Source organism: Streptomyces sp. NPDC102270 (assembly GCF_044766405.1).
Taxonomy (GTDB): Bacteria; Actinomycetota; Actinomycetes; order Streptomycetales; family Streptomycetaceae; genus Streptomyces.
Genome location: NZ_JBIWLX010000012.1, coordinates 119,978 through 143,790 on the forward strand (window position 1 = coordinate 119,978; position 23,813 = coordinate 143,790).

At 70.4% G+C, this 23,813-nt stretch carries 18 protein-coding genes; 13 read left to right on the forward strand and 5 right to left on the reverse strand.

The genetic code is table 11. From position 1 onward, the window contains the following. Nucleotides 1-320: 320 nt before the first annotated feature. Nucleotides 321-1,319, reverse strand: coding sequence for an aldo/keto reductase (locus ACIRP7_RS25565; RefSeq protein WP_403663871.1), 999 nt, complete (start codon nt 1,317-1,319; stop codon nt 321-323). Between the two features lie 75 nt (nt 1,320-1,394). Here ACIRP7_RS25565 and ACIRP7_RS25570 point away from each other — a divergent pair, with 75 nt between their 5' ends. The 6 genes from ACIRP7_RS25570 to serA all read left to right on the forward strand — a co-directional run bounded on the left by ACIRP7_RS25570 (nt 1,395) and on the right by serA (nt 11,341). Further along, a complete protein-coding gene (locus ACIRP7_RS25570; RefSeq protein WP_403663874.1) occupies nt 1,395-2,345 on the forward strand; it encodes a 2-hydroxyacid dehydrogenase in 951 nt (316 codons plus the stop codon). A 437-nt stretch (nt 2,346-2,782) separates the two neighbouring features. Continuing rightward, nucleotides 2,783-5,806: a putative bifunctional diguanylate cyclase/phosphodiesterase gene (locus ACIRP7_RS25575; RefSeq protein WP_403663877.1), complete on the forward strand. Its 3,024-nt coding sequence runs from the start codon at nt 2,783-2,785 to the stop codon at nt 5,804-5,806. A gap of 207 nt (nt 5,807-6,013) precedes the next feature. Further along, nucleotides 6,014-7,858 (forward strand): acetolactate synthase large subunit, encoded by a 1,845-nt coding sequence (locus ACIRP7_RS25580; protein WP_352389355.1) that lies wholly within the window; start codon nt 6,014-6,016, stop codon nt 7,856-7,858. Nucleotides 7,859-7,879: 21 nt separating this feature from the next. Then, a complete protein-coding gene (gene ilvN / locus ACIRP7_RS25585; RefSeq protein WP_352389356.1) occupies nt 7,880-8,407 on the forward strand; it encodes an acetolactate synthase small subunit in 528 nt (175 codons plus the stop codon). A gap of 111 nt (nt 8,408-8,518) precedes the next feature. Then, nucleotides 8,519-9,517, forward strand: a complete 999-nt coding sequence (ilvC, locus tag ACIRP7_RS25590) for a ketol-acid reductoisomerase (RefSeq protein WP_393605215.1) — start codon at nt 8,519-8,521, stop codon at nt 9,515-9,517. Between the two features lie 234 nt (nt 9,518-9,751). Further along, nucleotides 9,752-11,341: a phosphoglycerate dehydrogenase gene (gene serA / locus ACIRP7_RS25595; RefSeq protein ID WP_007384881.1), complete on the forward strand. Its 1,590-nt coding sequence runs from the start codon at nt 9,752-9,754 to the stop codon at nt 11,339-11,341. A gap of 60 nt (nt 11,342-11,401) precedes the next feature. Here serA and ACIRP7_RS25600 read toward each other — a convergent pair whose 3' ends face one another. Further along, entirely contained in the window at nt 11,402-12,937 is a 1,536-nt protein-coding gene (locus tag ACIRP7_RS25600; RefSeq protein WP_403663882.1) for an MFS transporter, read from the reverse strand. Between the two features lie 96 nt (nt 12,938-13,033). Here ACIRP7_RS25600 and ACIRP7_RS25605 point away from each other — a divergent pair, with 96 nt between their 5' ends. Further along, the gene (locus tag ACIRP7_RS25605; protein WP_403663885.1) at nt 13,034-13,618 is read left to right on the forward strand and encodes a TetR/AcrR family transcriptional regulator; all 585 of its coding nucleotides are present in this window, start codon (nt 13,034-13,036) and stop codon (nt 13,616-13,618) included. Nucleotides 13,619-13,623: 5 nt separating this feature from the next. On the opposite strand, the gene ACIRP7_RS25610 is transcribed toward ACIRP7_RS25605, so the two are convergent. Further along, on the reverse strand, nt 13,624-14,931 hold the full coding sequence (locus tag ACIRP7_RS25610; protein WP_403663888.1) for a PucR family transcriptional regulator: 1,308 nt from the start codon (nt 14,929-14,931) through the stop codon (nt 13,624-13,626). A gap of 145 nt (nt 14,932-15,076) precedes the next feature. On the opposite strand from ACIRP7_RS25610, the gene ACIRP7_RS25615 reads away from it, so the two are divergent. Further along, nucleotides 15,077-16,003, forward strand: coding sequence for a proline dehydrogenase family protein (locus ACIRP7_RS25615; RefSeq protein WP_403663890.1), 927 nt, complete (start codon nt 15,077-15,079; stop codon nt 16,001-16,003). Nucleotides 16,004-16,177: 174 nt separating this feature from the next. Further along, complete coding sequence (pruA, locus tag ACIRP7_RS25620) at nt 16,178-17,809, forward strand: L-glutamate gamma-semialdehyde dehydrogenase (protein WP_403663893.1); 1,632 nt, start codon at nt 16,178-16,180, stop codon at nt 17,807-17,809. A gap of 7 nt (nt 17,810-17,816) precedes the next feature. On the opposite strand, the gene ACIRP7_RS25625 is transcribed toward pruA, so the two are convergent. Beyond that, complete coding sequence (locus ACIRP7_RS25625) at nt 17,817-17,948, reverse strand: hypothetical protein (RefSeq protein WP_403663896.1); 132 nt, start codon at nt 17,946-17,948, stop codon at nt 17,817-17,819. Nucleotides 17,949-18,489: 541 nt separating this feature from the next. Here ACIRP7_RS25625 and ACIRP7_RS25630 point away from each other — a divergent pair. Next, complete coding sequence (locus tag ACIRP7_RS25630) at nt 18,490-18,621, forward strand: hypothetical protein (RefSeq protein ID WP_020121043.1); 132 nt, start codon at nt 18,490-18,492, stop codon at nt 18,619-18,621. A 52-nt stretch (nt 18,622-18,673) separates the two neighbouring features. Here ACIRP7_RS25630 and ACIRP7_RS25635 read toward each other — a convergent pair whose 3' ends face one another. Then, nucleotides 18,674-20,224 (reverse strand): purple acid phosphatase family protein, encoded by a 1,551-nt coding sequence (locus ACIRP7_RS25635; protein WP_403663899.1) that lies wholly within the window; start codon nt 20,222-20,224, stop codon nt 18,674-18,676. Nucleotides 20,225-20,355: 131 nt separating this feature from the next. Between ACIRP7_RS25635 and ACIRP7_RS25640 the strand changes: the two genes are divergently transcribed. The 3 genes from ACIRP7_RS25640 (at nt 20,356) to ureA (ending at nt 23,611) form a co-directional block, all read left to right on the forward strand. After that, nucleotides 20,356-21,399, forward strand: a complete 1,044-nt coding sequence (locus ACIRP7_RS25640) for a 3-isopropylmalate dehydrogenase (protein WP_403663902.1) — start codon at nt 20,356-20,358, stop codon at nt 21,397-21,399. Between the two features lie 256 nt (nt 21,400-21,655). Next, nucleotides 21,656-22,744: a branched-chain amino acid aminotransferase gene (locus tag ACIRP7_RS25645; RefSeq protein ID WP_403663905.1), complete on the forward strand. Its 1,089-nt coding sequence runs from the start codon at nt 21,656-21,658 to the stop codon at nt 22,742-22,744. A gap of 171 nt (nt 22,745-22,915) precedes the next feature. Continuing rightward, the gene (gene ureA / locus ACIRP7_RS25650; RefSeq protein WP_403663908.1) at nt 22,916-23,611 is read left to right on the forward strand and encodes an urease subunit gamma; all 696 of its coding nucleotides are present in this window, start codon (nt 22,916-22,918) and stop codon (nt 23,609-23,611) included. Nucleotides 23,612-23,813 lie beyond the last annotated feature (202 nt).

The window sequence follows — 23,813 nt, forward strand, 5'->3', positions numbered from 1 at the left end:
TGCCTCCACGGGCCTGTGCAGGCGCAGAGCTCACTGGTCCGCGGCCGTGCGCTGTCGGCAGGCTTGCTGGTCCGCGGCGTGTGTGGCCTGGCCGGCCCCGCTGCCTCCACGGGCCTGTGCAGGCGCAGAGCTCACTGGTCCGCGGCCGTGCGCTGTCGGCAGGCTTGCTGGTCCGCGGCGTGTGTGGCCTGGCCGGGCCCGCTGCCTCCACGGGCCTGTGCAGGCGCAGAGCTCACTGGTCCGCGGCCTTCGCACATCGGCAGCCTCGCCGATCCACGATCCATGCGCCCCCGGCAGGCCCCGCCCCGCCGACGCAGCCGCTAGTCCCACGACCCCTGTGCCGGCGGCAGTTCCCCCGCCTCCGTGAGGTCCTGCGGGGTCAGACGCAGTTCGGCCGCCGTCGCGTTCTCCGTCACCCAGCGCTCCTGCTTGGTGCCCGGTACCGGGATCACGTGGCCGCCCTGCGCCAGTACCCATGCCAGGGCCACCTGGGCAGGGGTCACCCCCTCCCCGTGCCGGGCCGCGATGCGGCGCAGGCCGACGACGATCGGCTGGTTCGCGGCCATCATCTCGGCGGTGAAGCGGGGATGCCGGGCGCGGACGTCGTCCGGTTCGAAGCCCTCGCCCGGGGTCAGAGTGCCGGTCAGGAAACCGTTGCCGAGGGGCATCGCCGCGAGGAAGCCGACGCCGCGCTCCGCGCACCACGGCACCAGCGTCTCCAGAGCCTCCGGCGACCACACCGACAGCTCCGCCTCCACCGCGCTCACCGGGAACACCTGCTGGATGCGCCGCAATTGCCGGATCGTCGCGTCGTACAGCCGGGTTCCGGAACGGCGCCCGCCCCGCGCCCCCATCGCGCACAGCCCCAACGACCGTACTTTTCCGGCCTGTACGAGCTCCGCCATCGCGCCCCAGGTCTCCTCGACCGGGACCTCGGGGTCCTCACGGTGCAGTTGGTAGAGGTCGATCACGTCGGTCTGAAGCCGGCGGAGGGACGCGTCGCAGGCTCTCTTCACATAGCCGGGGCGGCCGTTGGCCACGATGTGCTGCTCGCCCACCAGCAGACCGACCTTGGTCGACACGAACGCCTCCTCGCGCCGCTCCTTCAACACCCGCCCCAGCAACAGCTCGTTGGTGAACGGGCCGTACATGTCCGCCGTGTCCAGCAGCGTCGAGCCCAGATCGAGCGCCCGGTGCACGGCCCTGACCGACTCGTCGCCCCGCTGCCGCGACCCGTTGTAGGCCCAGCTCATCGGCATGCACCCGAGTCCGACGGCTCCCACCGCGAGCGCCGCCGCGCCGATCGTCCTGCGCTCCACCTGCTCGTGACCCTCCCTCTTCCGGCCCCCAACCTAACCTCTGGGCTCCCGGGCGCCTGACATAGCCTCCAGAGCATGAGTGCTGACGTATGGCTTCCCATCCCGCCCGACGACATCGAGGGGCTCCCCGAGGGCCTCGACTACCGCTTCTGGAACGGCGAGGAGGACTTCCCGGCGGACCCGGCCGACTGCGCGTACTACGTCGTCCCCTACATGAAGCCCCTGGACGTGGTCCTGCGGCCCCTGCCCCGGCTGAGCTCCGTCGATGTCGTACAGACGCTGTCCGCGGGCGTCGACAACGTGACTCCCGGTCTGAAGCACCTGCGTCCCGGCGTACGGCTGTGCAACGCGCGCGGTGTCCACGAGGCGAGCACCGCCGAACTCACGCTCACCCTGATCCTCGCCTCGCTGCGCGGGATCCCCGACTTCGTGCGGGCCCAGGACAAGGGGGAGTGGCAGGGCGGATTCCGGCCCGCCCTTGCCGACAAGTCCGTCCTCATCGTCGGCTACGGCTCGATCGGCTCCGCCATCGAGGACCGGCTCGTACCGTTCGAGGTCGCGCGGGTGGCGCGCGTCGCGCGCTCCGAGCGCACCACGGAGCGCGGCCCCGTGCACCCGCTCGCCGAACTGCCCGCCCTGCTCCCCGAGGCGGACGTCGTCATCCTGTCCACGCCCCTCGACGAGACCACGCGTCACCTGGCCGACGCCGATTTCCTTGCCCGTATGAAGGACGGCGCGCTCCTGGTGAACGTCGCCCGCGGCCCCGTGGTCGACACCAAGGCGCTGCTCGCCGAGTTGGAGACCGGTCGCATCACCGCCGCCCTCGATGTCACCGATCCCGAGCCGCTGCCCCAGGGACACCCCTTGTGGCAGGCGCCGGGCGTACTGGTCAGTCCCCATGTCGGAGGACCCACGTCCGCGTTCCTGCCGCGCGCCAAGCGCCTGTTGGTGGATCAGTTGAACCGTTATGTGAACCAGGAGCCGCTGCGCAACGTGATCCTTACGACGGGATCAGGCGGCGCGTGACGCGTACGGAACGCGCTGTCGGGCGCGGGCGCGCAACAGGCGCGTAATCCGCTTCCGGTACCCTCCGCAACCTTTCGGACGCGGTGCGTGCCCGCATCGCCGCTGGTCGTCACGGAGCGTAGAGGAACTATGTCCCTGAGTGACGAGACTGGTGTATCGTCCCGACAGGGGCTGCGCCGTGCATCGTTCGGCGCCGGGGATGGACATTGCAGACTGTGAGGGGGGCGACGGGCGATGCACGGCCTATGGACCAACGATCCGACGCGGCGGGGCCGCCGGCTCCGACCCTGGCACACAGCCGCGCGCGGACGCGGCCACCACGCCGGTCACGGCGGTCACCACAGCCATCACCGCAGGCACAACAGCCGCAGGAGGCATGCGCACCCGGCGCACCCGGAGCCCCGGGACCCCGGAGCGGCGCGGACCGGGAGGGCCCGGTGAGCTCGCCCCCGTCTCCCACGACCACCCTCGACGGAGCGCTGCGGGCCCGGCCCGCACGGGGGGCGCTGCCCTCCCTGCCGCCGGCCTCCCGTGGCGGGTCGACCCTGGTCCATCAACTCCTTCTCGCCCTGGTGTGCGCGGCATACGCCATCGGTTCCGCGCTCGGCTGGGGTTCGCCCGAAGTGGCCCTGATCATGGGTGATTTCGGGCTGAGCGCCGCGGCGGGCACGGCAGCCGTGTCGTGCTTCGTCTACGCCCGTAACCGATGGGTCCGCTTTCGGCCCGCCTGGCTGCTCTTCGGGCTCTCCTCGACCATGGCGTCCCTCGGCAACCTGATCTGGGGGTGGTACGAGGTCGTCCTGGGCCAGGAGGTGCCCAACCCCAGCTACGCCGACCTGTTCTTCCTCTGCTTCGCGCCGCCCGCCATCGTGGGTCTGCTGGTCCTCGCCAAGCGGCCGGTGACGAAGGCGGGCTGGGTCTGCCTCGGCCTCGACGCCTGGCTGATCGGCGGCTCGCTGCTCACGCTCTCGTGGAGCCTCGCCCTCGCCCAGGCGGCGAAGTCCGAGGGGCCGAGCGTCGCGCACACCGCGCTGTCCCTGGCGTACCCGCTGCTGGACATCGCCCTCGTCAGCATGGTCCTCGCCCTGCACTTCCGGCGCTCGGCGGTCAACCGCACCGCGGTGAACACCGCGATCGGCGCGCTCGCCCTGACCGTGATGTGCGACGCCCTGTTCACGTCGCCGCTGCTGCACAACAGCTACCGCTCCGGCCAGTTGCTGGACGCCGGCTGGTTCGCCGGCTCCCTGCTCCTCGCCTACGCCCCCTGGGCCGCGCCCCGGCACCCGGACGGTGACCGGCAGCGGCCGGCCGGGCACACGCGCGTGGTGCGCGAGCACCTGCCCAGACAGCGGTTCGGGATCCAGCACCACCCGTCCGCGCAGGGACCGCAGGGACCGCAGGGCGCGCAGGGCGGTGACCACGGCCGGTATCCGGCCACCCGGCCCATCACCGGGTCGCTGGCCGCCCTCACCCCGTATCTCGCCGCCGCGGTCTGCACGCTGGGGATCCTCTACAACGTCCTCAACGGCCGCAGCGTGGACCGGGTGGTGCTGCTCACCGGCGGCACCGTCGTGCTCGCCCTCGTGATGCGCCAGGGAATCATGCTGCTCGACAACATCACCCTCACCCAGGAACTCGCGCAGAAGGAGAACCACTTCCGCTCCCTGGTGCAGGGCTCCAGCGACGTCATCATGATCGCCGCGCCCAACGGCATCCTGCGGTACGTCTCCCCGGCCGCCGCCGGTGTCTACGGACGCCCCGCCGAGGACCTCGTGGGCACGGAACTGGCCGGTCTCATCCACCCGGAGGATCTGGGCTGCGTGGTGCACGAGGTGCGACGCTTCCTCGCCGCCAACCCCCTCGAAGAACCCACCACCCGCATCGAGTGCCGTTTCCGCTCCGGCGAAGGCGGCTGGCTCAACGTCGAGTCCACCGTCAACCGTCACCACGGCGGTCTCATCTTCAACAGCAGGGACGTGACCGAAAGAGTGCGCCTGCAGGCGCAGCTCCAGCACAACGCCGAGCACGACCCGCTGACCGACCTGCCCAACCGCGCCCTGTTCACCCGGCGCGTCCAGCAGGCCCTGTCCGGCCGCCGCTCCTCCGACCGCGGCACGGCCGTCCTCTTCATCGACCTGGACGGCTTCAAGGCCGTCAACGACACGATCGGGCACCAGGCCGGGGACGAACTGCTCGTCCAGGCCGCCCGCAGACTGCAGGACGCGGTCCGCTACGGGGACACCGCCTCCCGGCTCGGCGGGGACGAGTTCGCCGCGCTGATCGTCGGGGACGGCACCCGCGACCGCACCGCCCGCGAGGCCAACATCCTGGAGCTCGCCGACCGCCTCAGGGTCACGCTCTCGCAGCCCTACCTCATCGACGGCAACGATGTCCGGGTCGCCGCCTCCATCGGTGTCGCCTTCGCCGAGCACGGCCTCGGCGCGGGCGAGCTCCTGCGCAACGCGGACCTCGCGATGTACCGCGCCAAGGCGGGCGGCAAGGGCCGGGTCGAGCTGTACGCGCCCCAGATGCAGCAGGACGTCGTACGGAAGGCGGAGCTGGCCACGCGCCTGCGTGCCGCACTGCACGACGGCGAGTTCGCCCTGCTGCACCAGCCCGTCGTCTGTCTGGGGGACGGCCGGATCACGTCGGTCTGCGCCCAGGCGCGCTGGCGCTCCTCCCAGGGAGTGCTGTTCACGCCGGCCGAGTTCCTGCGGGTGGCCGAGGACAGCGACAGGACGCAGGAGCTGAGCCGCTGGATCCTGGAGGAGGCCGTCGAAAAGGCCGCCGAGCGGGCCGCGACCGGGATCACCGTGCCCGTGGCGGTCCGGATGAGCGCCCAGCGGCTGCTGGACCGCTCGCTGCCCCTGGGGTCCGTCGAGGCGCTGCTGACCCGGCACGGGCTGCCGTCCGGCTCCCTGGTCATCGAGCTCTCCGACGCCGACCCCCGGGTCTCGCTGGACGAGCTGGAGCGCCGGCTGACCGCGATCCGGCGCGTCGGGGTCCGGATCGCGCTGGACGGCTTCGGCAGCGGCTACGCGGCGATCACCGCCCTGCGCAAACTCCCCGTCGACATACTGAAGCTCGACCGCAGCCTGGTCGAGGGCGTCGTGGAGTCCGCCAGACTGCACAAGATCACCAGCGGGCTGCTGAGGATCGCCGGAGATCTCGGCCTGCAGTCCGTGGCCGACGGCGTGGACCTCCCGGAACAGGTCGTCGCCCTGCGGGCGATGGGCTGCACCCACGGGCAGGGCATGGCCTTCTCCGGGCCGCTGGACGAGTACCGGCTGCGCAGGGCGATGGCCTCGGGCCACTATCCGGTGCCGCACGGCCCCGCGGAGCCCGCGTTCGCGGGAACCTTGGAAAGGGGCGCGGGGGTGTACACCGGAAGCATGTCTGCCGTACTCGGTGGTGGGACCACCCTGCGCTCACATAATGAGACTCCCGTCCCACCCACTTGACAGTCAGTGCGTGCCGGGGGGAGGGTCAGTCTCATGCGCACCCGAATTCTCGTACTTGGAAAGCGCGTCGGCTGACGCTGAGCCACAGACCGCTCAGCGATCCCCACCCGGCGCGCTCCCCTCGCTTGCCTTATGGCACGAGGGGTTTTTTGTTGCCCAGCCTCCCCACCTCAGCTTCACACCCTCAGCATCGAGAAGAGAATGACGATGACCGAGCAGGCCACCGGGGCCCATCCGCAGCCGCGGCCCCGATCCGGAGGACAGCAGTCCGCCCCCGAGCACGTCACGGGCGCGCAGTCCCTCATCCGCTCTCTCGAGGAGGTCGGCGCCGAGACGGTATTCGGCATTCCCGGCGGTGCCATCCTTCCCGCGTACGACCCGCTGATGGACTCCACCCGGGTGCGCCACGTCCTGGTCCGTCACGAGCAGGGCGCGGGCCACGCGGCCACCGGTTACGCGCAGGCCACCGGCAAGGTCGGCGTCTGCATGGCCACCTCGGGCCCCGGTGCCACCAACCTGGTCACCCCGATCGCGGACGCCCACATGGACTCGGTGCCGCTCGTGGCGATCACCGGGCAGGTGGCCTCCAAGGCGATCGGCACGGACGCCTTCCAGGAGGCGGACATCGTCGGCATCACCATGCCGATCACCAAGCACAACTTCCTCGTCACCAAGGCCGAGGACATCCCGCGGGTCATCGCGCAGGCCTTCCACATCGCCTCCACCGGCCGCCCCGGCCCGGTCCTGGTCGACATCGCCAAGGACGCGCTCCAGGCGAAGACGACGTTCTCCTGGCCGCCCGTCATGGACCTGCCCGGCTACCGCCCGGTGACCAAGCCGCACGCCAAGCAGATCCGCGAGGGCGCCAAGCTGATCACCCAGGCCAAGCGGCCCGTCCTCTACGTCGGCGGCGGTGTCATCAAGGCCGGCGCCACCGCCGAGCTGAAGGTCCTCGCAGAACTCACCGGAGCTCCCGTCACCACCACCCTGATGGGGCTCGGCGCATTCCCCGACAGCCACCCGCTGCACGTGGGAATGCCGGGCATGCACGGTGCGGTCACCGCCGTCACCGCGCTGCAGAAGGCCGACCTGATCGTCGCCCTCGGTACCCGCTTCGACGACCGCGTCACCGGCAAGCTGGACAGCTTCGCCCCGCACGCCAAGATCGTCCACGCCGACATCGACCCGGCCGAGATCGGCAAGAACCGTGCCGCCGACGTGCCGATCGTCGGGGATGCCCGCGAGGTCATCGCCGACCTGGTCCAGGCCGTCCAGAAAGAGCACAGCGAGGGCCACCAGGGCGACTACAGCGCCTGGTGGAAGGATCTGAACCGCTGGCGCGAGACCTACCCGCTCGGCTACGACCTGCCCGACGACGGCTCGCTCTCCCCGCAGCAGGTCATCGAGCGGGTCGGACAACTCGCCCCGGAGGGCACGATCTTCGCGGCGGGCGTCGGCCAGCACCAGATGTGGTCCGCGCACTTCATCCAGTACGAGAAGCCGGCCACCTGGCTGAACTCCGGCGGCGCCGGAACCATGGGCTACGCGGTCCCGGCCGCGATGGGTGCCAAGGCCGGCATGCCGGGCAACACGGTCTGGGCGATCGACGGCGACGGCTGCTTCCAGATGACCAACCAGGAACTGACCACCTGCGCCCTGAACAACATCCCGATCAAGGTCGCCATCATCAACAACGGCGCCCTCGGGATGGTCCGCCAGTGGCAGACCCTCTTCTACAACCAGCGCTACTCCAACACCGTGCTCCACAGCGGCCCGCAGGACGTCAACCCGGACGCCAAGGGCACCCGCGTGCCGGACTTCGTGAAGCTGTCCGAGGCGATGGGCTGCGTGGGTCTGCGCTGTGAGCGCCCGGAGGACCTGGACAAGGTCATCGCGGAGGCGAACTCCATCAACGACCGTCCCGTCGTCGTCGACTTCATCGTCCACGAGGACGCGATGGTGTGGCCGATGGTCGCCGCCGGCACCTCCAACGACGAGATCATGGCCGCCCGGGACGTCCGCCCCGACTTCGGCGACAACGAAGACGACTGAGCGAGAGAGACGTAAAAGATCATGTCCAAGCACACGCTCTCCGTCCTGGTGGAGAACACCCCCGGCATCCTCGCCCGGATCGCCGCCCTGTTCTCCCGCCGCGGCTTCAACATCGACTCGCTCGCGGTCGGTGTCACCGAGCACCCGGAGATCTCCCGGATCACCATCGTGGTCACCGTGGTCGAGGAACTGCCGCTGGAGCAGGTGACCAAGCAGCTCAACAAGCTCGTCAACGTGCTGAAGATCGTCGAACTGGAACCCGGCTCGGCCGTTCAGCGCGAACTCGTTCTGGTGAAGGTGCGCGCCGACAACGAGACGCGCTCCCAGATCGTCGAGATCGTCCAGCTGTTCCGCGCCAAGACCGTCGACGTCTCCCCGGAGGCCGTCACGATCGAGGCCACCGGCAGCAGCGACAAGCTGTCCGCGATGCTGAAGATGCTGGAGCCGTACGGCATCAAGGAGCTCGTCCAGTCCGGCACCATCGCCATCGGCCGCGGCGCCCGTTCGATCACGGACCGCTCGCTGCGCGCCCTCGACCGCAGCGCGTAGGGCCGGCCACGGGCGGCTTCGGCCGCCCGTATACCGAGACCCCGAATCTTCATGTCAGCCCGCCGTCATACGGTGGGACGCAACATCTGCACTCCAAGGAGAGAACCCAAAGTGGCCGAGCTGTTCTACGACGCCGACGCCGACCTGTCCATCATCCAGGGCCGCAAGGTCGCGGTCATCGGTTACGGCAGCCAGGGCCACGCCCACGCGCTGTCGCTCCGTGACTCGGGTGTCGACGTGCGTGTCGGTCTGCACGAGGGCTCCAAGTCCAAGGCCAAGGCCGAGGAGCAGGGTCTGCGCGTGGTGACGCCCTCCGAGGCCGCCGCCGAGGCCGACGTCATCATGATCCTCGTTCCGGACCCGATCCAGGCCCAGGTCTACGAGGAGTCCATCAAGGACAACCTGAACGACGGCGACGCGCTGTTCTTCGGCCACGGCCTGAACATCCGCTTCGACTTCATCAAGCCCCCGGCCGGCGTCGACGTCTGCATGGTCGCCCCCAAGGGCCCGGGCCACCTGGTGCGTCGCCAGTACGAGGAGGGCCGCGGCGTTCCGTGTATCGCGGCCGTCGAGCAGGACGCGACCGGCAACGCCTTCGCGCTCGCGCTGTCGTACGCCAAGGGCATCGGCGGCACCCGCGCCGGCGTCATCAAGACGACCTTCACCGAGGAGACCGAGACCGACCTGTTCGGTGAGCAGGCCGTTCTCTGCGGTGGTACGGCCGCGCTGGTCAAGGCCGGCTTCGAGACGCTGACCGAGGCCGGCTACCAGCCGGAGATCGCGTACTTCGAGTGCCTGCACGAGCTGAAGCTCATCGTCGACCTCATGTACGAGGGCGGCCTGGAGAAGATGCGCTGGTCGATCTCCGAGACCGCCGAGTGGGGCGACTACGTCACCGGCCCGCGGATCATCACGGACGCCACCAAGGCCGAGATGAAGAAGGTCCTCGCCGAGATCCAGGACGGCACCTTCGCCCGTGAGTGGATGGCCGAGTACCACGGCGGTCTGAAGAAGTACAACGAGTACAAGCAGCAGGACTCCGAGCACCTGCTGGAGACCACCGGCAAGCAGCTCCGCAAGCTGATGAGCTGGGTCGACGAGGAGGCGTAAGCCTCGCGTGACGGGGCCGGAGCACCGCGCTTCGGCCCCGTTGTCCCACCCGTGCCGTCACGGACGGGTGATCCTTCCGCAGAGGCGCAGGACGACCTTGGTAGCGCCACTACACTGCCGTCATACATACGCGTCAGGCCCACAGCGTCGTGCGTCTTCAACGCGGCCAGTACCCTCCACCGCCTGCGGCCGTCGGGACGGCCGTCCGCACGCAATGGACTTGTGAGGACTCACGTGAGCTCGAAACCTGTCGTACTCATCGCTGAAGAGCTGTCGCCCGCGACGGTGGACGCGCTTGGCCCGGACTTCGAGATCCGGCACTGCAACGGAGCGGACCGAGCCGAACTGCTCCCGGCCATCGCCGACGTCGACGCGATCCTGATCCGCTCCGCCACCAAGGTGGACGCCGAGGCCATCGCCGCCGCGCACAAGCTGAAGGTCGTCGCACGAGCCGGCGTCGGCCTGGACAACGTCGACGTCTCCGCCGCCACCAAGGCCGGCGTGATGGTCGTCAACGCCCCCACCTCGAACATCGTGACCGCCGCCGAACTCGCCTGCGGTCTCCTCGTCGCCACCGCCCGCCACATCCCGCAGGCCAACGCGGCGCTGAAGAACGGCGAGTGGAAGCGCAGCAAGTACACGGGTGTGGAGCTGGCCGAGAAGACCCTCGGTGTCGTGGGTCTGGGCCGGATCGGCGCGCTGGTCGCCCAGCGCATGTCCGGCTTCGGCATGAAGGTCGTCGCGTACGACCCCTACATCCAGCCCGCCCGCGCCGCCCAGATGGGCGTCAAGGTGCTGTCCCTGGACGAGCTGCTCGAGGTCTCCGACTTCATCACCGTCCACCTGCCCAAGACCCCCGAGACCGTCGGCCTCATCGGCGACGAGGCGCTGCGCAAGGTCAAGCCGAGCGTGCGCATCGTCAACGCCGCGCGCGGCGGGATCGTCGACGAGGAGGCGCTGTACTCCGCCCTCAAGGAGGGCCGGGTCGCCGGTGCCGGTCTCGACGTGTACGCGAAGGAGCCCTGCACGGACTCCCCGCTCTTCGAGTTCGACCAGGTCGTCGCCACCCCGCACCTCGGTGCCTCCACCGACGAGGCCCAGGAGAAGGCCGGTATCGCCGTCGCCCGCTCGGTGCGCCTCGCGCTCGCCGGTGAGCTGGTGCCCGACGCGGTCAACGTCCAGGGCGGGGTCATCGCCGAGGACGTCAAGCCGGGCCTCCCGCTCGCCGAGCGCCTCGGCCGCATCTTCACCGCGCTCGCCGGTGAGGTCGCGGTCCGCCTCGACGTCGAGGTGTACGGCGAGATCACCCAGCACGACGTGAAGGTGCTGGAGCTGTCCGCCCTCAAGGGTGTCTTCGAGGACGTCGTCGCCGAGACCGTGTCGTACGTCAACGCTCCGCTGTTCGCCCAGGAGCGCGGCGTCGAGGTGCGGCTGACGACCAGCTCGGAGTCGGCCGACCACCGCAATGTCGTCACCGTGCGCGGCACCCTCGGCAGTGGCGAGGAGGTGTCGGTCTCCGGCACGCTGGCCGGGCCGAAGCACCTCCAGAAGATCGTCGCGGTCGGCGAGTACGACGTCGACCTGGCCCTCGCCGACCACATGGTCGTCCTCAAGTACGAGGACCGTCCCGGTGTCGTCGGCACGGTGGGCCGGATCTTCGGTGAGGCCGGGATCAACATCGCCGGTATGCAGGTCTCGCGGGCGATCGCCGGTGGCGAGGCGCTCGCGGTCCTGACCGTGGACGACACGGTTCCGGCCGGGGTGCTGACCGAGGTCGCCGAGGAGATCGGGGCGACGTCGGCCCGTGCGGTGAACCTGGTCTGACGCTTCACCACGAACGCCGGGCGGGCCGAGGGTTTCCTCGGCCCGCCCGGCGCTTCTCTGTTACGCGGGCACCTTCTCCGGCTCCGATGCCTCCTGCGGTGTGTGCAGCTCGACCCGGCGCAGTGTCACCGCAGCCAGCACCGCCGCCCCCGCGAGCAACACTGCGCCCGCGATCGCCGCCCCCTGCATCCCGTTGGTGAACGCCTCCCGGGCCACGGTCGTCAGCCCCGGTACCCGATCGGCGACGGCCAGTGCCCCGCCCAGCGTCTCGCGGGCCACGTCGGGTGCCGAGGCCGGCATGTCGTGGCGGTAGACCGCCGTACCGATGGAGCCGAGGACCGCCATGCCCAGCGCACCGCCGAACTCCGCGCCGGTCTCCATCAGGGAGGACGCGGTACCGGCCCGCTCCACCGGGGCGGTGCCCATCGCGAGGTCCATGATCTGGGACATCACGATGACGCCGCCTACCGCGAGGACACCGCAGGAGGCCAGCACCAGCCACATCGAGTCCGTACCGGCGAAAGCCAGCAGCGCGAAGCCGGCCGCGGCGATCGCGAAGCCCGCGGTGACGACGGAGGCGCGGTTGACGCCCTTCTGGACCAGCGCGGTCGCGACCGGCGCCGCGGCCCCGATCGGCACCGACGGCAGCAGCGCCCACAGGGCCGCCTCCAGCGCGCTCTTGTCGAGCACGGACTGCAGGTACTGCGTGGTGAAGTAGGCCGACCCCATGATCCCGAACGCCGAGACGAGGTTCAGGGCGACGGACGGTGCGAAGCCGCGGCCGCGGAACAGGGTGGGGTCGATCATCGGCGAGGCCGCGGTGCGCTGGCGGTGCACGAAGAGGGCCGCGAAGAGCAGACCGACGGTGATCGAGACGACGTACCGGACGTTCCAGCCCTCGGACGGGATCTCCTTCAGGCCGTAGACGACGGGCAGTACCGCGGCCATCGACAGGGGGACGCTCAGCCAGTCGAACCGGCCGGGCGAGGAGGCCTTCGACTCGGGCAGCAGGATCGGGCCGAGGACCAGGAGCAGCACCATCGCGGGCAGGTTGACCAGGAAGACCGAGCCCCACCAGAAGTACTCGACCAGCACACCGCTCATCACCGAACCGAGCGCGATCCCGGCCGTCATCACGCCCGACCACATGCCGATCGCCTTCGCGCGCTGTCCGGGGTCGGTGAACATCGTGCGGATCAGCGCCATCGTCGACGGCATCAGGGTCGCGCCGCCGATGCCGAGGACCGCGCGGGCCGCGATGAGGGTCTCCGCGCTGTTCGCGTAGGCGGCGATCAGCGAGGCGGTGCCGAAGGCGGCGGCGCCGACCAGCAGGAGCCTGCGGCGGCCGATGCGGTCGCCCAGGGAGCCCATCGTCATCAGCAACCCGGCCAGGACGAAGGCGTAGATGTCGAAGATCCACAGCTGCTGGGTGCCGCTCGGCTCCAGGTCCGCGCTGATCGCCGGGATGGCGAAGTAGAGGACGGAGACGTCCATCGAGACCAGGAGCAGCGGAAGCATCAGGACGGCGAGGGCGGTCCATTCGCGGCGTCCGGCGCGGGCACCGGGGGAGGCGGTCGAGCTCGTCGGGTTCGTCATGCCGGAGACTGTACGGGCGTATTAAACGGTTGTCTAGAACGCTTGTGTAAATCAGCCGTCTAGGACGTCTGTATGGATCGGGATAGGCTGGCTCGCATGGGACACCGTGAGGATCTGCTCGAAGGCGCCAAGCGCTGCCTGTTGCAGAAGGGGTTCGCGCGGACGACGGCGCGCGACATCGTGAAGGAGTCGGGCACCAACCTGGCGTCCATCGGCTACCACTACGGTTCGAAGGACGCCCTGCTGGCGCAGGCGTACATCGCGCTGGTCGAGGGGCTCGGCGAGGCCTTCGACGGCGGCGGAACCGTCGGCGCCGCCACCGAGCCGGGCTCGGTCGAACGGTTCCAGGAGGTCTGGTCGAACATCATCGGCACCATGCGGGAGCCCGGTTCGCTGTGGCATCTGAGCATGGAGATCCTGGTCATGGGCGACCGGATGCCCGAGGTGCGCGACCATCTGGCGCGGGCCCAGCGGGAGGCCGGGCGCGGGATCATTCCGCTGCTCATGGGCGGTCGCGAGGAGGACGTGTCCGACGAGACGACGGACACGCTCGGCAAGCTCTACCTGACGCTGATGACCGGGCTCATCGCGCAGTGGACCTTCGATCCGAAAACGGCACCCACCGCCGAACAGCTCACCGAGGGGCTGCGCCAGCTGGTCGAGGCCGCCACCCGAGGCTGACGCCCTTACAGCCGCGCCCCCTTGAGCGCCATGTGCAGCAACAGCCGGTCCTCGCCGTCGTCCAGGTCGAGGCCGGTGAGCTGTTCGACGCGGGAGAGGCGGTAGTAGAGGGTCTGGCGGTGGATGCCCAACTCCGCGGCGGTGCGCCCCGCCTGGCCCGCGCAGTCGAGGTAGACCTCGGCGGTGCGGGCCAGTTCGCGGTGGGCGGCGGAGAGGAGCGGGCGTACGGCGGGGTCGAGGGCCGTCTCCGGGGGCAGTGCGGTCAGCAGACGGTACGGGCCGATGCGGGACCACTCCGCGACCGGGCCGAGCCGGGGTTCCGCGAGCGCGGCCCGGGCCGCGGCCGACGCCTCCTGCCAGGCGGGGGCCAGCTCGGCGAGGCCCACGCGGGCGGCGGCGATCCCGGCCGCGACCGGGGCCGCCGCCGTGTCCCGAGCCGCGCCCGGCGCGCCCTGGGCCGGCCGGTCGCCGCCGGCCCGTGCGCCGCTGCCGCCCTCCGGTCCGCCGCCCTGGTTCCCGGCCGTGCCCGTCTCGCCGTCGCCGCTCACTCCCACGCCCCGCGCCCGCTCCAGCAACCGGGCCGCCGCCGAGTTCGCCGGGGTCAGTGTGTCCGTCGCCCGAAGGCGCACCAGCACGGCCAGCGACTGGGCCGAGACGCCCCACGGCACCGTGCACGAGGCCGTCGCGTGCGGGATCGTACGGGCGGAAGGGGCGTCGTCCGGGCCGGCGGACGGCCACGGGGCGACGCACACCACGGTGTAGGGGCCGTCGCCGCGGGAGCCCAGTGCCGTGCGCAGGGCCGCCACCGCCATGTCGGACTGCCAGCCGCGCTCGGCGGTCAGTACCGCCCGCAGCTCCCGGCTCAGGTCGGCCCCGTGCTGCGCCTCGTCCGCGAGCAGCGCGCCGATCCGGGCCGTCACCCGCATCGCCGCGTCCAGCTGCCGGTCGGTCGGGCCGGGCTCGGATTCCAGGAGCCAGACGTAGCCGAGGACGACCCCGCGATGGCGTACGGGCAGACAGATCCGCCCCCGGTACACCCCCGCCTCCGGAGTGGGCGGAATCCGCACCGGGCCGCTCGCCCGCGTGATGCCGAAGCCCTCGAACCACGTCCGGACCGCGGCCGTGGAGCGCCGGGTCAGGATCGAGCGGGTGCGGACGGGATCCAGCGCCGACGGATCGAGGTCCCCCTCGCTGTCGTACGCGCCGAAGGCGATCAGCTCGAAGTCGCGGTTCTCCAGGGTCGCCGGTACGCCCAGGAGCTCCGAGATCTCGTCGACCAGCTCCTGGTAGTCACCTTTGTAGTCGCCTGCCACCCGGGCATTCTCGCGCAAAAACCCCCCGCTTCATACATCTGTCTGAGATCTGCGGCACGGATGCGTGACAGCTGTCGATGGCCCACGATCGGAGGGATCCTTAGGTTTCACGGTGGTTCTGTCTGCTGGTCTGTGGAGGTGCCCCGTGCTGGGTCCCGTGATTCTTGCCGCGTCGCGGAGCGACCGGATGCGACGCCTGATCTCGGCGGCCCCGGTGACCAAGCAGGTCGTCGACCGCTTCATCCCCGGCGAGACGGTCGACGAGATCGTGCCGATCGTCCGGGAGCTCACCTCGCAGGGCCTCCAGCTGACCATGGACGTGGTCGGCGAGGACATCACCACGCCCGAGCAGGCCGAGGCCGCCCGGGACGCCTACCTCGCGCTCGTCGACCGGCTCGGGCCGCTCGACCTGGGCACCGGGGCAGAGATGTCCGTGAAGCTGTCGATGTTCGGCCAGGCGCTGGACGGCGGCCACGAGCTCGCACTCGCCAACGTGCGGCCCGTCGTCGAGGCCGCCGCCGCCATCGGCACGACCGTCACGCTCGACGCGGAGGACCACACCACCCTCGACTCGATGTTCGCCATCCACGAGGAACTGCGGAAGGACTTCCCGCAGACCGGCTGTGTGATCCAGGCCTACCTCTTCCGCACCGAGGCCGACGCCCGCCGGCTCGCCGCGGCGGGCGCCCGGGTGCGGCTGGTGAAGGGCGCCTACAAGGAGCCCGCCGAGGTCGCCTACCAGCAGAAGCACGAGATCGACAAGGCGTACGTCCGGGTCCTGCGCGTCCTCATGGAGGGCGAGGGATACCCGATGGTCGGCTCCCACGACCCGCGCCTGATCGCCATCGCCCAGGAACTCGCCCGGCAGGCGGGCCGCAAGCCCGACGAGTACGAGTTCCAGATGCTCTACGGCATCCGCGGCGACGAACACCTGCGCCTGGCCGCCGAGGGCCACCGCATGCGCGTCTACACCGCCTACGGCACCGACTGGTACGGCTACTTCATGCGGCGGCTCGCGGAGAAGCCGGCCAATCTGCGTTTCTTCGTCCGCAGCATGATCAGCAAGGGCTGACGGATGAGGCACGCACAGAGCTCTTTCTGCCGGGGGTCCGGGGGTTGTCCCCCGGGAAGGCGCAGCATGCGGCGGCTCGCGGAGAAGCCGGCCAATCTGCGTTTCTTCGTCCGCAGCATGATCAGCAAGGGCTGAGCCCGAACACCCGCTCAAGTTCAAGGAGTTACGGATCTCATGGACGCTGTGACCCAGGTCCCCACCCCCGTCAACGAGCCGGTGCACGGCTATGCCCCCGGCTCGCCCGAGCGGGCCCGGCTGGAGGTGAAGCTCAAGGAGCTGGCCGAGAACCCGGTCGATCTGCCGATGACCATCGGCGGCGAGAAGCGGCTCGGTGGCGGCGAGCCCTTCCAGGTCGTGCAGCCGCACAACCACAAGGCCGTCCTCGGCACCCTTCGCAACGCCACCCAGCAGGACGCCCGGGACGCCATCGACGCGGCCCTCGCCGCCGCCCCCGCCTGGCGCGCGATGTCCTTCGACGACCGTGCCGCGATCATCCTGCGCGCCGCCGAACTGCTCTCCGGCCCCTGGCGCGAGACGCTGGCCGCCTCCACCATGCTCGGCCAGTCCAAGACCGCCCAGCAGGCCGAGATCGACACGCCCTGCGAACTTGTCGACTTCTGGCGCTTCAACGTCAAGTACGCCCGTGACCTGCTCGCCGAGCAGCCCCCGGCCAACGCCCCGGGCGTCTGGAACCGTCTCGACCACCGCCCCCTCGAAGGCTTCGTCTACGCGATCACGCCGTTCAACTTCACGGCGATCGCGGGCAATCTGCCGACCGCGCCCGCGCTGATGGGCAACGTCGTGGTCTGGAAGCCGTCGCCGACCCAGACGCACGCCGCCGTGCTGCTCATGCAGCTCCTCGAGGAGGCCGGTCTGCCCAAGGGCGTCATCAACCTCGTCACCGGCGACGGCATCGAGGTCTCCAAGGTCGCCCTGGAGCACCGCGACCTCGCGGGCATCCACTTCACCGGTTCGACGAAGACCTTCCAGCACCTGTGGAAGACGGTCGGCGCCAACATCGAGAAGTACCGCACGTATCCGCGTCTGGTCGGCGAGACCGGCGGCAAGGACTTCGTCGTCGCCCATCCGAGCGCCGACCGCGCGATCCTCAAGACCGCCCTGACCCGCGGTGCCTTCGAGTACCAGGGCCAGAAGTGCTCCGCGACCTCCCGGGCTTACATCCCGGCGTCGATCTGGAACAGCGGTTTCCGCGAGGAGTTCGCCGCCGAGGTCGACGGCATCGCCATGGGCGACGTCACCGACCTCTCCCACTTCATCGGCGCGGTCATCGACGAGCGTGCCTTCGCCAAGAGCAAGGCGGCGATCGACCGCGCGCAGTCGGACCCCACCTGCACGATCGTCGCGGGCGGTTCCTACGACGACTCGGTCGGCTGGTTCGTCCGCCCGACCGTCGTCGAGTGCACGGACCCGGAGAACGAGGTCTTCACCACCGAGTACTTCGGCCCCTTCCTCGCGGTGTACGTCTACGAGGACGACCAGTACGAGGAGATGCTGACCCAGATGGAGTCGGCCTCCGACTACGCGCTGACCGGCTCGGTCATCGCCGGAGACCGTGCCGCCGCCGCGTACACGATGGAGAAGCTGCGCTACGCGGCCGGCAACTTCTACATCAACGACAAGTCCACCGGCGCCGTCGTCGGCCAGCAGCCCTTCGGCGGCGGCCGCGCCTCCGGCACCAACGACAAGGCCGGCGCCCCGCAGAACCTCCAGCGCTGGACCCTGACCCGCGCCATCAAGGAGACGCTGGTCCCGCCGACCGACTACGGCTACCCGCACATGGGCTGACGGATCGTCAGCTGCCGGAGGGGGCCGGGCTGTTGCCCGGCCCCTTCGTGTGCGCACAATGCGGGCACTCGTCCCGGAACGCGGCCGACCGCTCGTCGATCAGGCCGAGCAGTACGGGGAACTCAAGAGTGTGGTCCACGTCGGCTGTCCATCACCGGGGTCTGCCCACGGCGCGAGGTTTTCCGCCGCGGTGTCAGCCGGGCACGACCCGCACCAGCGCCCCCTTCCTCCGCCCCGCATCTCCCCGCCCGTGCGCCTTCCCCGCCTCCGCGAACGGCACGACCGCCTCCGACGGCCGCGAGCAACAGCCCTCCCGGCCGCAGCGTCTTCAGCGTGGGGCCGCGCAGGAAGTCGTGCCGGTCCGCGCCGATGACGTACGCGCCCTCCGCCTTCTCGCGTCGCCCGGGACGGGCCGCGGCTGCTCTCCACTCCTCCCGGTGAAATCGCAGGTCAGCGACGGTTGATCCACTTCGCCGTCTCAGATAGTAGGAAGTCCGAGTAATTGTGGAGACAGACCGGCTGTCCTCCCTTAGCTTTGTAGGAGCCGAACGTCTCGCTCGATCAAGCGAATGGCGGTCGTGAGCCGGGCCCCGTGCAGGCAACCCCTGCGGCCCGTCGCTCCCCGCCCCTTCCGGCGTCTCGTTGTCCCCTTCCCGGAAATTCGAAGGAGTCGATTCCTCATGGCCGAGACGACCGCCCGCCGTCGAGTCCGTCACACCTCCCGTACCAGCGAGTCCGACCGCAAGAACGCCGCCGCAGCCCTGCAGCGCGCCCTCGACCGCCGTGACAACGGCGGCTCGACCGGTCACTGACCGGTCCCTCACAGCCGGGAGCCGCCCCCGTACGAGGTGCGGCGCAGGCCCGTCAGGCCCCGCGCCGCACCTCGAAACGGTCGACGCGCTCCCCGTTCTGCGCGAGCGCCGACACCGTCAGCCGCGGCCTGGCCCCGCTCTCCGCCTCCACCGAGAGCAGCGAGAACCCGCGGTAGCGCACCCGTGACCACTCCACGGTCTCCTTGTCGGGCTGCTTCGACTTCGTCCACTGGAAGGTCTCGATGGACTCGTGGTCGTGCACGCGCCCCTCGTAGCTCTCCTTCACGCCCGCGGGGAAGCCGTACAGGTCCCGGCCGCCCCCGCCGGCCGTGACGTACACGATCCCGTCCCGCGTCGGATCCGTGGCGCCGCCGACCGGCACCGCCCGGCCGACCTCGCCACCGCGGATCGCGTCCGTGCGCTCGTACACGTGGTTGTGCCCGTTGATCACCAGGTCCACCTGGTGCTTCTCGAACAGTGGCAGCCACGCGGCGCGTATCCCGCCGTCGGAGGCGTGCGCGGACGTCGAGTACGCACAGTGGTGGAAGTAGACGACCACGAAGTCGATGCCCTTCGCGGCCCGCAGCTCGCCGAGCCGCTTGTCCAGCCACGTCGTCTGCTTCCCGTCCGTGTAGCCGAAGTTGGCGGGGATCTCGTACGACACGTCGTTCGCGTCCAGCGCCACGACGCCGACGTTGCCGTAGGCGAAGGAGTACGCGCCCGGCGCCGAGCGCGGGTCGAAGCCGCTCTCCGGCAGGGACCAGCGGGCCAGCTGGCCGCCGTAGCCGTCGGGGGAGTACCAGGCCTCCATGTCGTGGTTGCCGGTGGTGACCATCCAGGGCACGCTCCGCGCGACCTCCTCGTTCTGCTTGAGGAACAGGTCCCAGAAGCCCGGGTCGTAGCCGTCCGACGTCAGCCCCTGGCCGTTGCCGTCGGCGTAGCAGATGTCACCGGCGTGCAGGTGGAAGGCGGGCTTCTGGCGCAGCAGGAGGTTGTCGTTGGCGGCCGCGGCGGTGCCGACCCCCTGGTCGCCGAAGGCGGTGAAGACGAACTTCTCCGGGCTCGCCGGGGCCGTACGGAAGGTGCTGATGGTCGAGCGGTGGCGCGCGTCCGCCGGGTCGAAGCCGTCGTGGCCGACGCCGTAGTAGTACGTCGTGCCGGGGCGCAGTCCGTCCAGGGCCGCGTGCAGGTAGTACTGGTCGAGGGCGAGGCGTACGCCGCTCTGCCCCGGGGTGTGCAGGTCGCGCAGCTCGGCCTCGATCCCACGGCCCAGGTCGTCGGGCTTCAGGCCGACGCGCACGTAAGGCCTCTTCACCGCGAGCGGGACCTGCCAGGAGATCCGCATCTGTGTCCTCGGATCGGCGCCGAAGGCGAGATGGCGGCCGAAGGGGGAGACGGCCGAGCCGTGCACCGTCGCCGTGGGGGAGGGCGTGGCGGTGGACGATCCGGCGGGCGCGCAGCCGGTCAGCAGACCGCCCGCGACCGCGCCCGCCGTCACCAGCGTGCGGCGCCGGGACAGCTTCGTGCGCAGGTACTCGTGCTGCTCGGCCATGCTCATCCGCTGTGCGAGCCGCGGCGGAATGCCGACGTCGGGAAGGTCCATGGAAGTGAATTTCCCAGCGGACCCCGACAACCGCCACACCTACGGGTGAACACGCGCCGAACGTCCGTGACGCGGTGTCCGCATCGCGGACGTGCGGTGTCATCCCATGGGACGAGGAGTAGGGTTCCCGCATGTCTCGCAGCATCAATCTCGCAGTGATTCCCGGTGACGGCATCGGCCAGGAGGTCGTGGCCGAAGGTCTGAAGGTCCTCTCCGCCGTCCTTCCGCAGGATGTGAAGCTGGAGACCAAGGACTTCGACTTCGGCGCCCGGCGCTACCACGCCACCGGTGAGACCCTCACCGACTCGGACCTCGACGCGCTGAAGAAGCACGACGCGATCCTGCTGGGCGCCATCGGCGACCCGTCGGTCCCCTCCGGCGTACTGGAGCGCGGCTTCCTCCTCAAGCTCCGCTTCGCCTTCGACCACCATGTGAACCTGCGTCCGTCGAAGCTGCTCCCCGGTGTCGACACGCCCCTCAAGGGCGAGCCGGCCATCGACTTCGTGGTCGTCCGCGAGGGCACCGAGGGCCCGTACACCGGCAACGGCGGCACCATCCGCAAGGGCACCGAGCACGAGGTCGCCACCGAGGTCTCCGTGAACACGGCCTTCGGTGTCGAGCGCGTGGTCCGCGACGCCTTCGCCCGTGCCCAGGCCCGGCCGCGCAAGAAGCTCACGCTTGTCCACAAGAACAACGTGCTGACCTTCGCCGGCCACCTGTGGACGAACACCTTCAACAAGGTGGCCGCAGAGTTCCCCGAGGTCACCACCGACTACATCCACGTCGACGCGGCCACGATCTACCTGGTCACCGACCCGGCCCGGTTCGACGTGATCGTCACCGACAACCTCTTCGGCGACATCATCACCGACCTCGCCGCAGCCGTCTCCGGCGGCATCGGCGTCGCCGCCTCCGGGAACATCAACCCGAGCGGCGAGTTCCCGTCGATGTTCGAGCCCGTCCACGGCTCGGCCCCGGACATCGCCGGCCAGGGCAAGGCCGACCCCACCGCAACGGTCCTGTCCGTCGCCCTGCTGCTGCGCCACCTCGGCTACGAGGCCGAGGCCGCCCGCATCGAGGAGGCGGTCTCCGCCGACCTCGCCGAGCGCACCGGCAAGCCCGCCCGCTCCACGTCGGAGATCGGCGACGCGCTGGCCGTACGAGTAGCCGGCTGACCGGGCGGACCACTCGAAAATCCCTTCGAAGCCGCCGGGTCACTCGCACCCGGCGGCTTTCGCATGTCCCCCGCCGGGTGTCACCATCATCCCCCGGGTCGCATTTCACGCCGTTTCTTCCCCGGCTCCCCGCTTGCGATAATCGAACGCGGAGCCGCGGAGTGAGGGAATGCTCGGACGTCCTAGCACTGGTCACTGACAGTAAAGGGGCGTGAGCGCGGCCCGTCACTACACAACCGGTGAAGGACAACCACTCATGACGACGCCCACGATCGAGCTCAAGCCCTCCGCCAGCCCGCTCTCCGCCACCGAGCGCGAGGCGATCCTGGCCAGTCCCGGGTTCGGCCGCCACTTCACCGACCACATGGTGACGATCAAGTGGACCGAGGGCCGCGGCTGGCACGACGCGCAGCTCGTCCCGTACGGCCCGATCTCCCTCGACCCCTCCACCCACGTCCTGCACTACGGCCAGGAGATCTTCGAGGGCCTCAAGGCGTACCGCCAGTCCGACGGCTCGGTCGCCGTGTTCCGTCCCGAGGCCAATGCGCGCCGCTTCCGCAACTCCGCCCGCCGGATGGCGATGGCCGAGCTGCCCGAGGAGCTGTTCATCGAGGCCCTCGACGCGCTGATCGGCCAGGACGCCGACTGGGTCCCGCCGCACGGTGGCGAGGAGTCCCTCTACCTGCGCCCGTTCATGTTCGCCACGGAGGCCGCGCTCGGCGTCCACCCGGCCAACGAGTACCTCTTCATGCTGATCGCCTCCCCGTCCGGCGCGTACTTCGCCGGTGGCGTCAAGCCGGTCACCATCTGGGTCTCCGAGGACTACGTCCGCGCGGTCCCCGGCGGCACCGGTGACGCCAAGACCGGCGGCAACTACGCGGCCTCCCTCCTCCCGCAGGCCGAGGCCGCCGCGCACGGCTGCGACCAGGTCGTCTACCTCGACGCGGTGACCCGCACCAAGGTCGAGGAGTCCGGCTCCATGAACATCGCCTTCGTCTACGGCGACCGGATCGTCACGCCCTCTCTGACCGGCTCGATCCTGGAGGGCATCACCCGGGACTCCCTCCTCCAGGTCGCCCGCGACCTCGGCTACACCGCCGAGGAGGGTGTCGTCACCCTGGACCAGTGGCGCGCCGACGCCGCGTCCGGTGCCCTCACCGAGGTCTTCGCCTGCGGCACGGCGGCGGTCGTCACGCCGATCGGGCACGTCAAGACGAAGGCGGACGCCTGGACCCACGGCGACGGCACGCCCGGCGAGGTCACCCTGAAGCTGCGCGAGGCGCTGCTCGGCATCCAGCGCGGTGTCAGGGAGGACAAGCACGGCTGGATGCACAAGCTGGGCTGAGTCCCGCAGACGCTCCACGGGCCCGTCCGGACATGTTTCCGGGCGGGCCCGTCGCATGTCGGCACACGGTTAGAACAGCACTCAATGTGACTCGACCTACTCTGGTGATTTACCTTGCACCTGCTTTAGAGTGATGCTCTAACTCGGGTCAAGGTAGGGAGGTGTCGTGTCGTGAGACTGACCCCCACGGAACGTGACCGGCTGCTGCTGTTCGGGGCCGCCGAGCTGGCCCGGGCGCGCAGGGCCCGCGGGCTGCGGTTGAACGTCCCGGAGGCGACCGCGCTCATCGCGGACACCGTGTGCGAGGCCGCCCGGGACGGAGTGCGGCTGGCCGAGGCCGTCGAGCGGGCCCGGTCGGTGCTCGGGCCCGACGACGTCCTGCCCGGGGTCGCGGACGTCGTCACCGAGGTGCACGTCGAGGCGGTCTTCGACGACGGCTCTCGGCTCGCGGTCGTCAGCGATCCGATCGGCGGGGGGCTCGGCGCGGGGGCGCCCGGCGCGCTGCTGCCGGGGCCCGAACACGCCGAACCCGGGGCGGTCGTACGGCTGACGGTCACCAACACCGCCCCCGTGCCCGTCTCTGTCACCTCCCACTTCCACTTCTTCGAGGCCAACCCGCGCCTGGACTTCCCCCGCGCGGAGGCCTACGGCATGCGGCTCGCGGTGCCCGCCGGCTCGTCGGTGCGGTTCGGCCCGGGGGAGTCGGCCGAGGTCGGCCTGGTACCGATCGGCGGGGCCCGGGTGGCGGTCGGCTTCGCCGGCCTCGTCGACGGGCCGCTGGACGCGCCGGGTGCGCGCGAGGAGGCGCTGCGCCGTGCGGCCGCCTGCGGCTACCTGGGCGTGCGCGACGAGGAGGCCGTCCGATGAGCCGTCTTGGAGGGCTCCGGGGCGGGGTCCGTCGGCTTGCGTGCCGTGGGTGTGTTGCCGTCTGTGGTTGTCCGGGTGTGTGTGATGAGGGGGCCCGTCCGATGAGTCGTCTTGGAGGGCTCCGGGGCGGGGTCCGTCGGCTTGCGTGCCGTGGGTGGGCTGCCGTCTGTGGTTGTCCGGGAGTGTGTGATGAGGGGGTCGT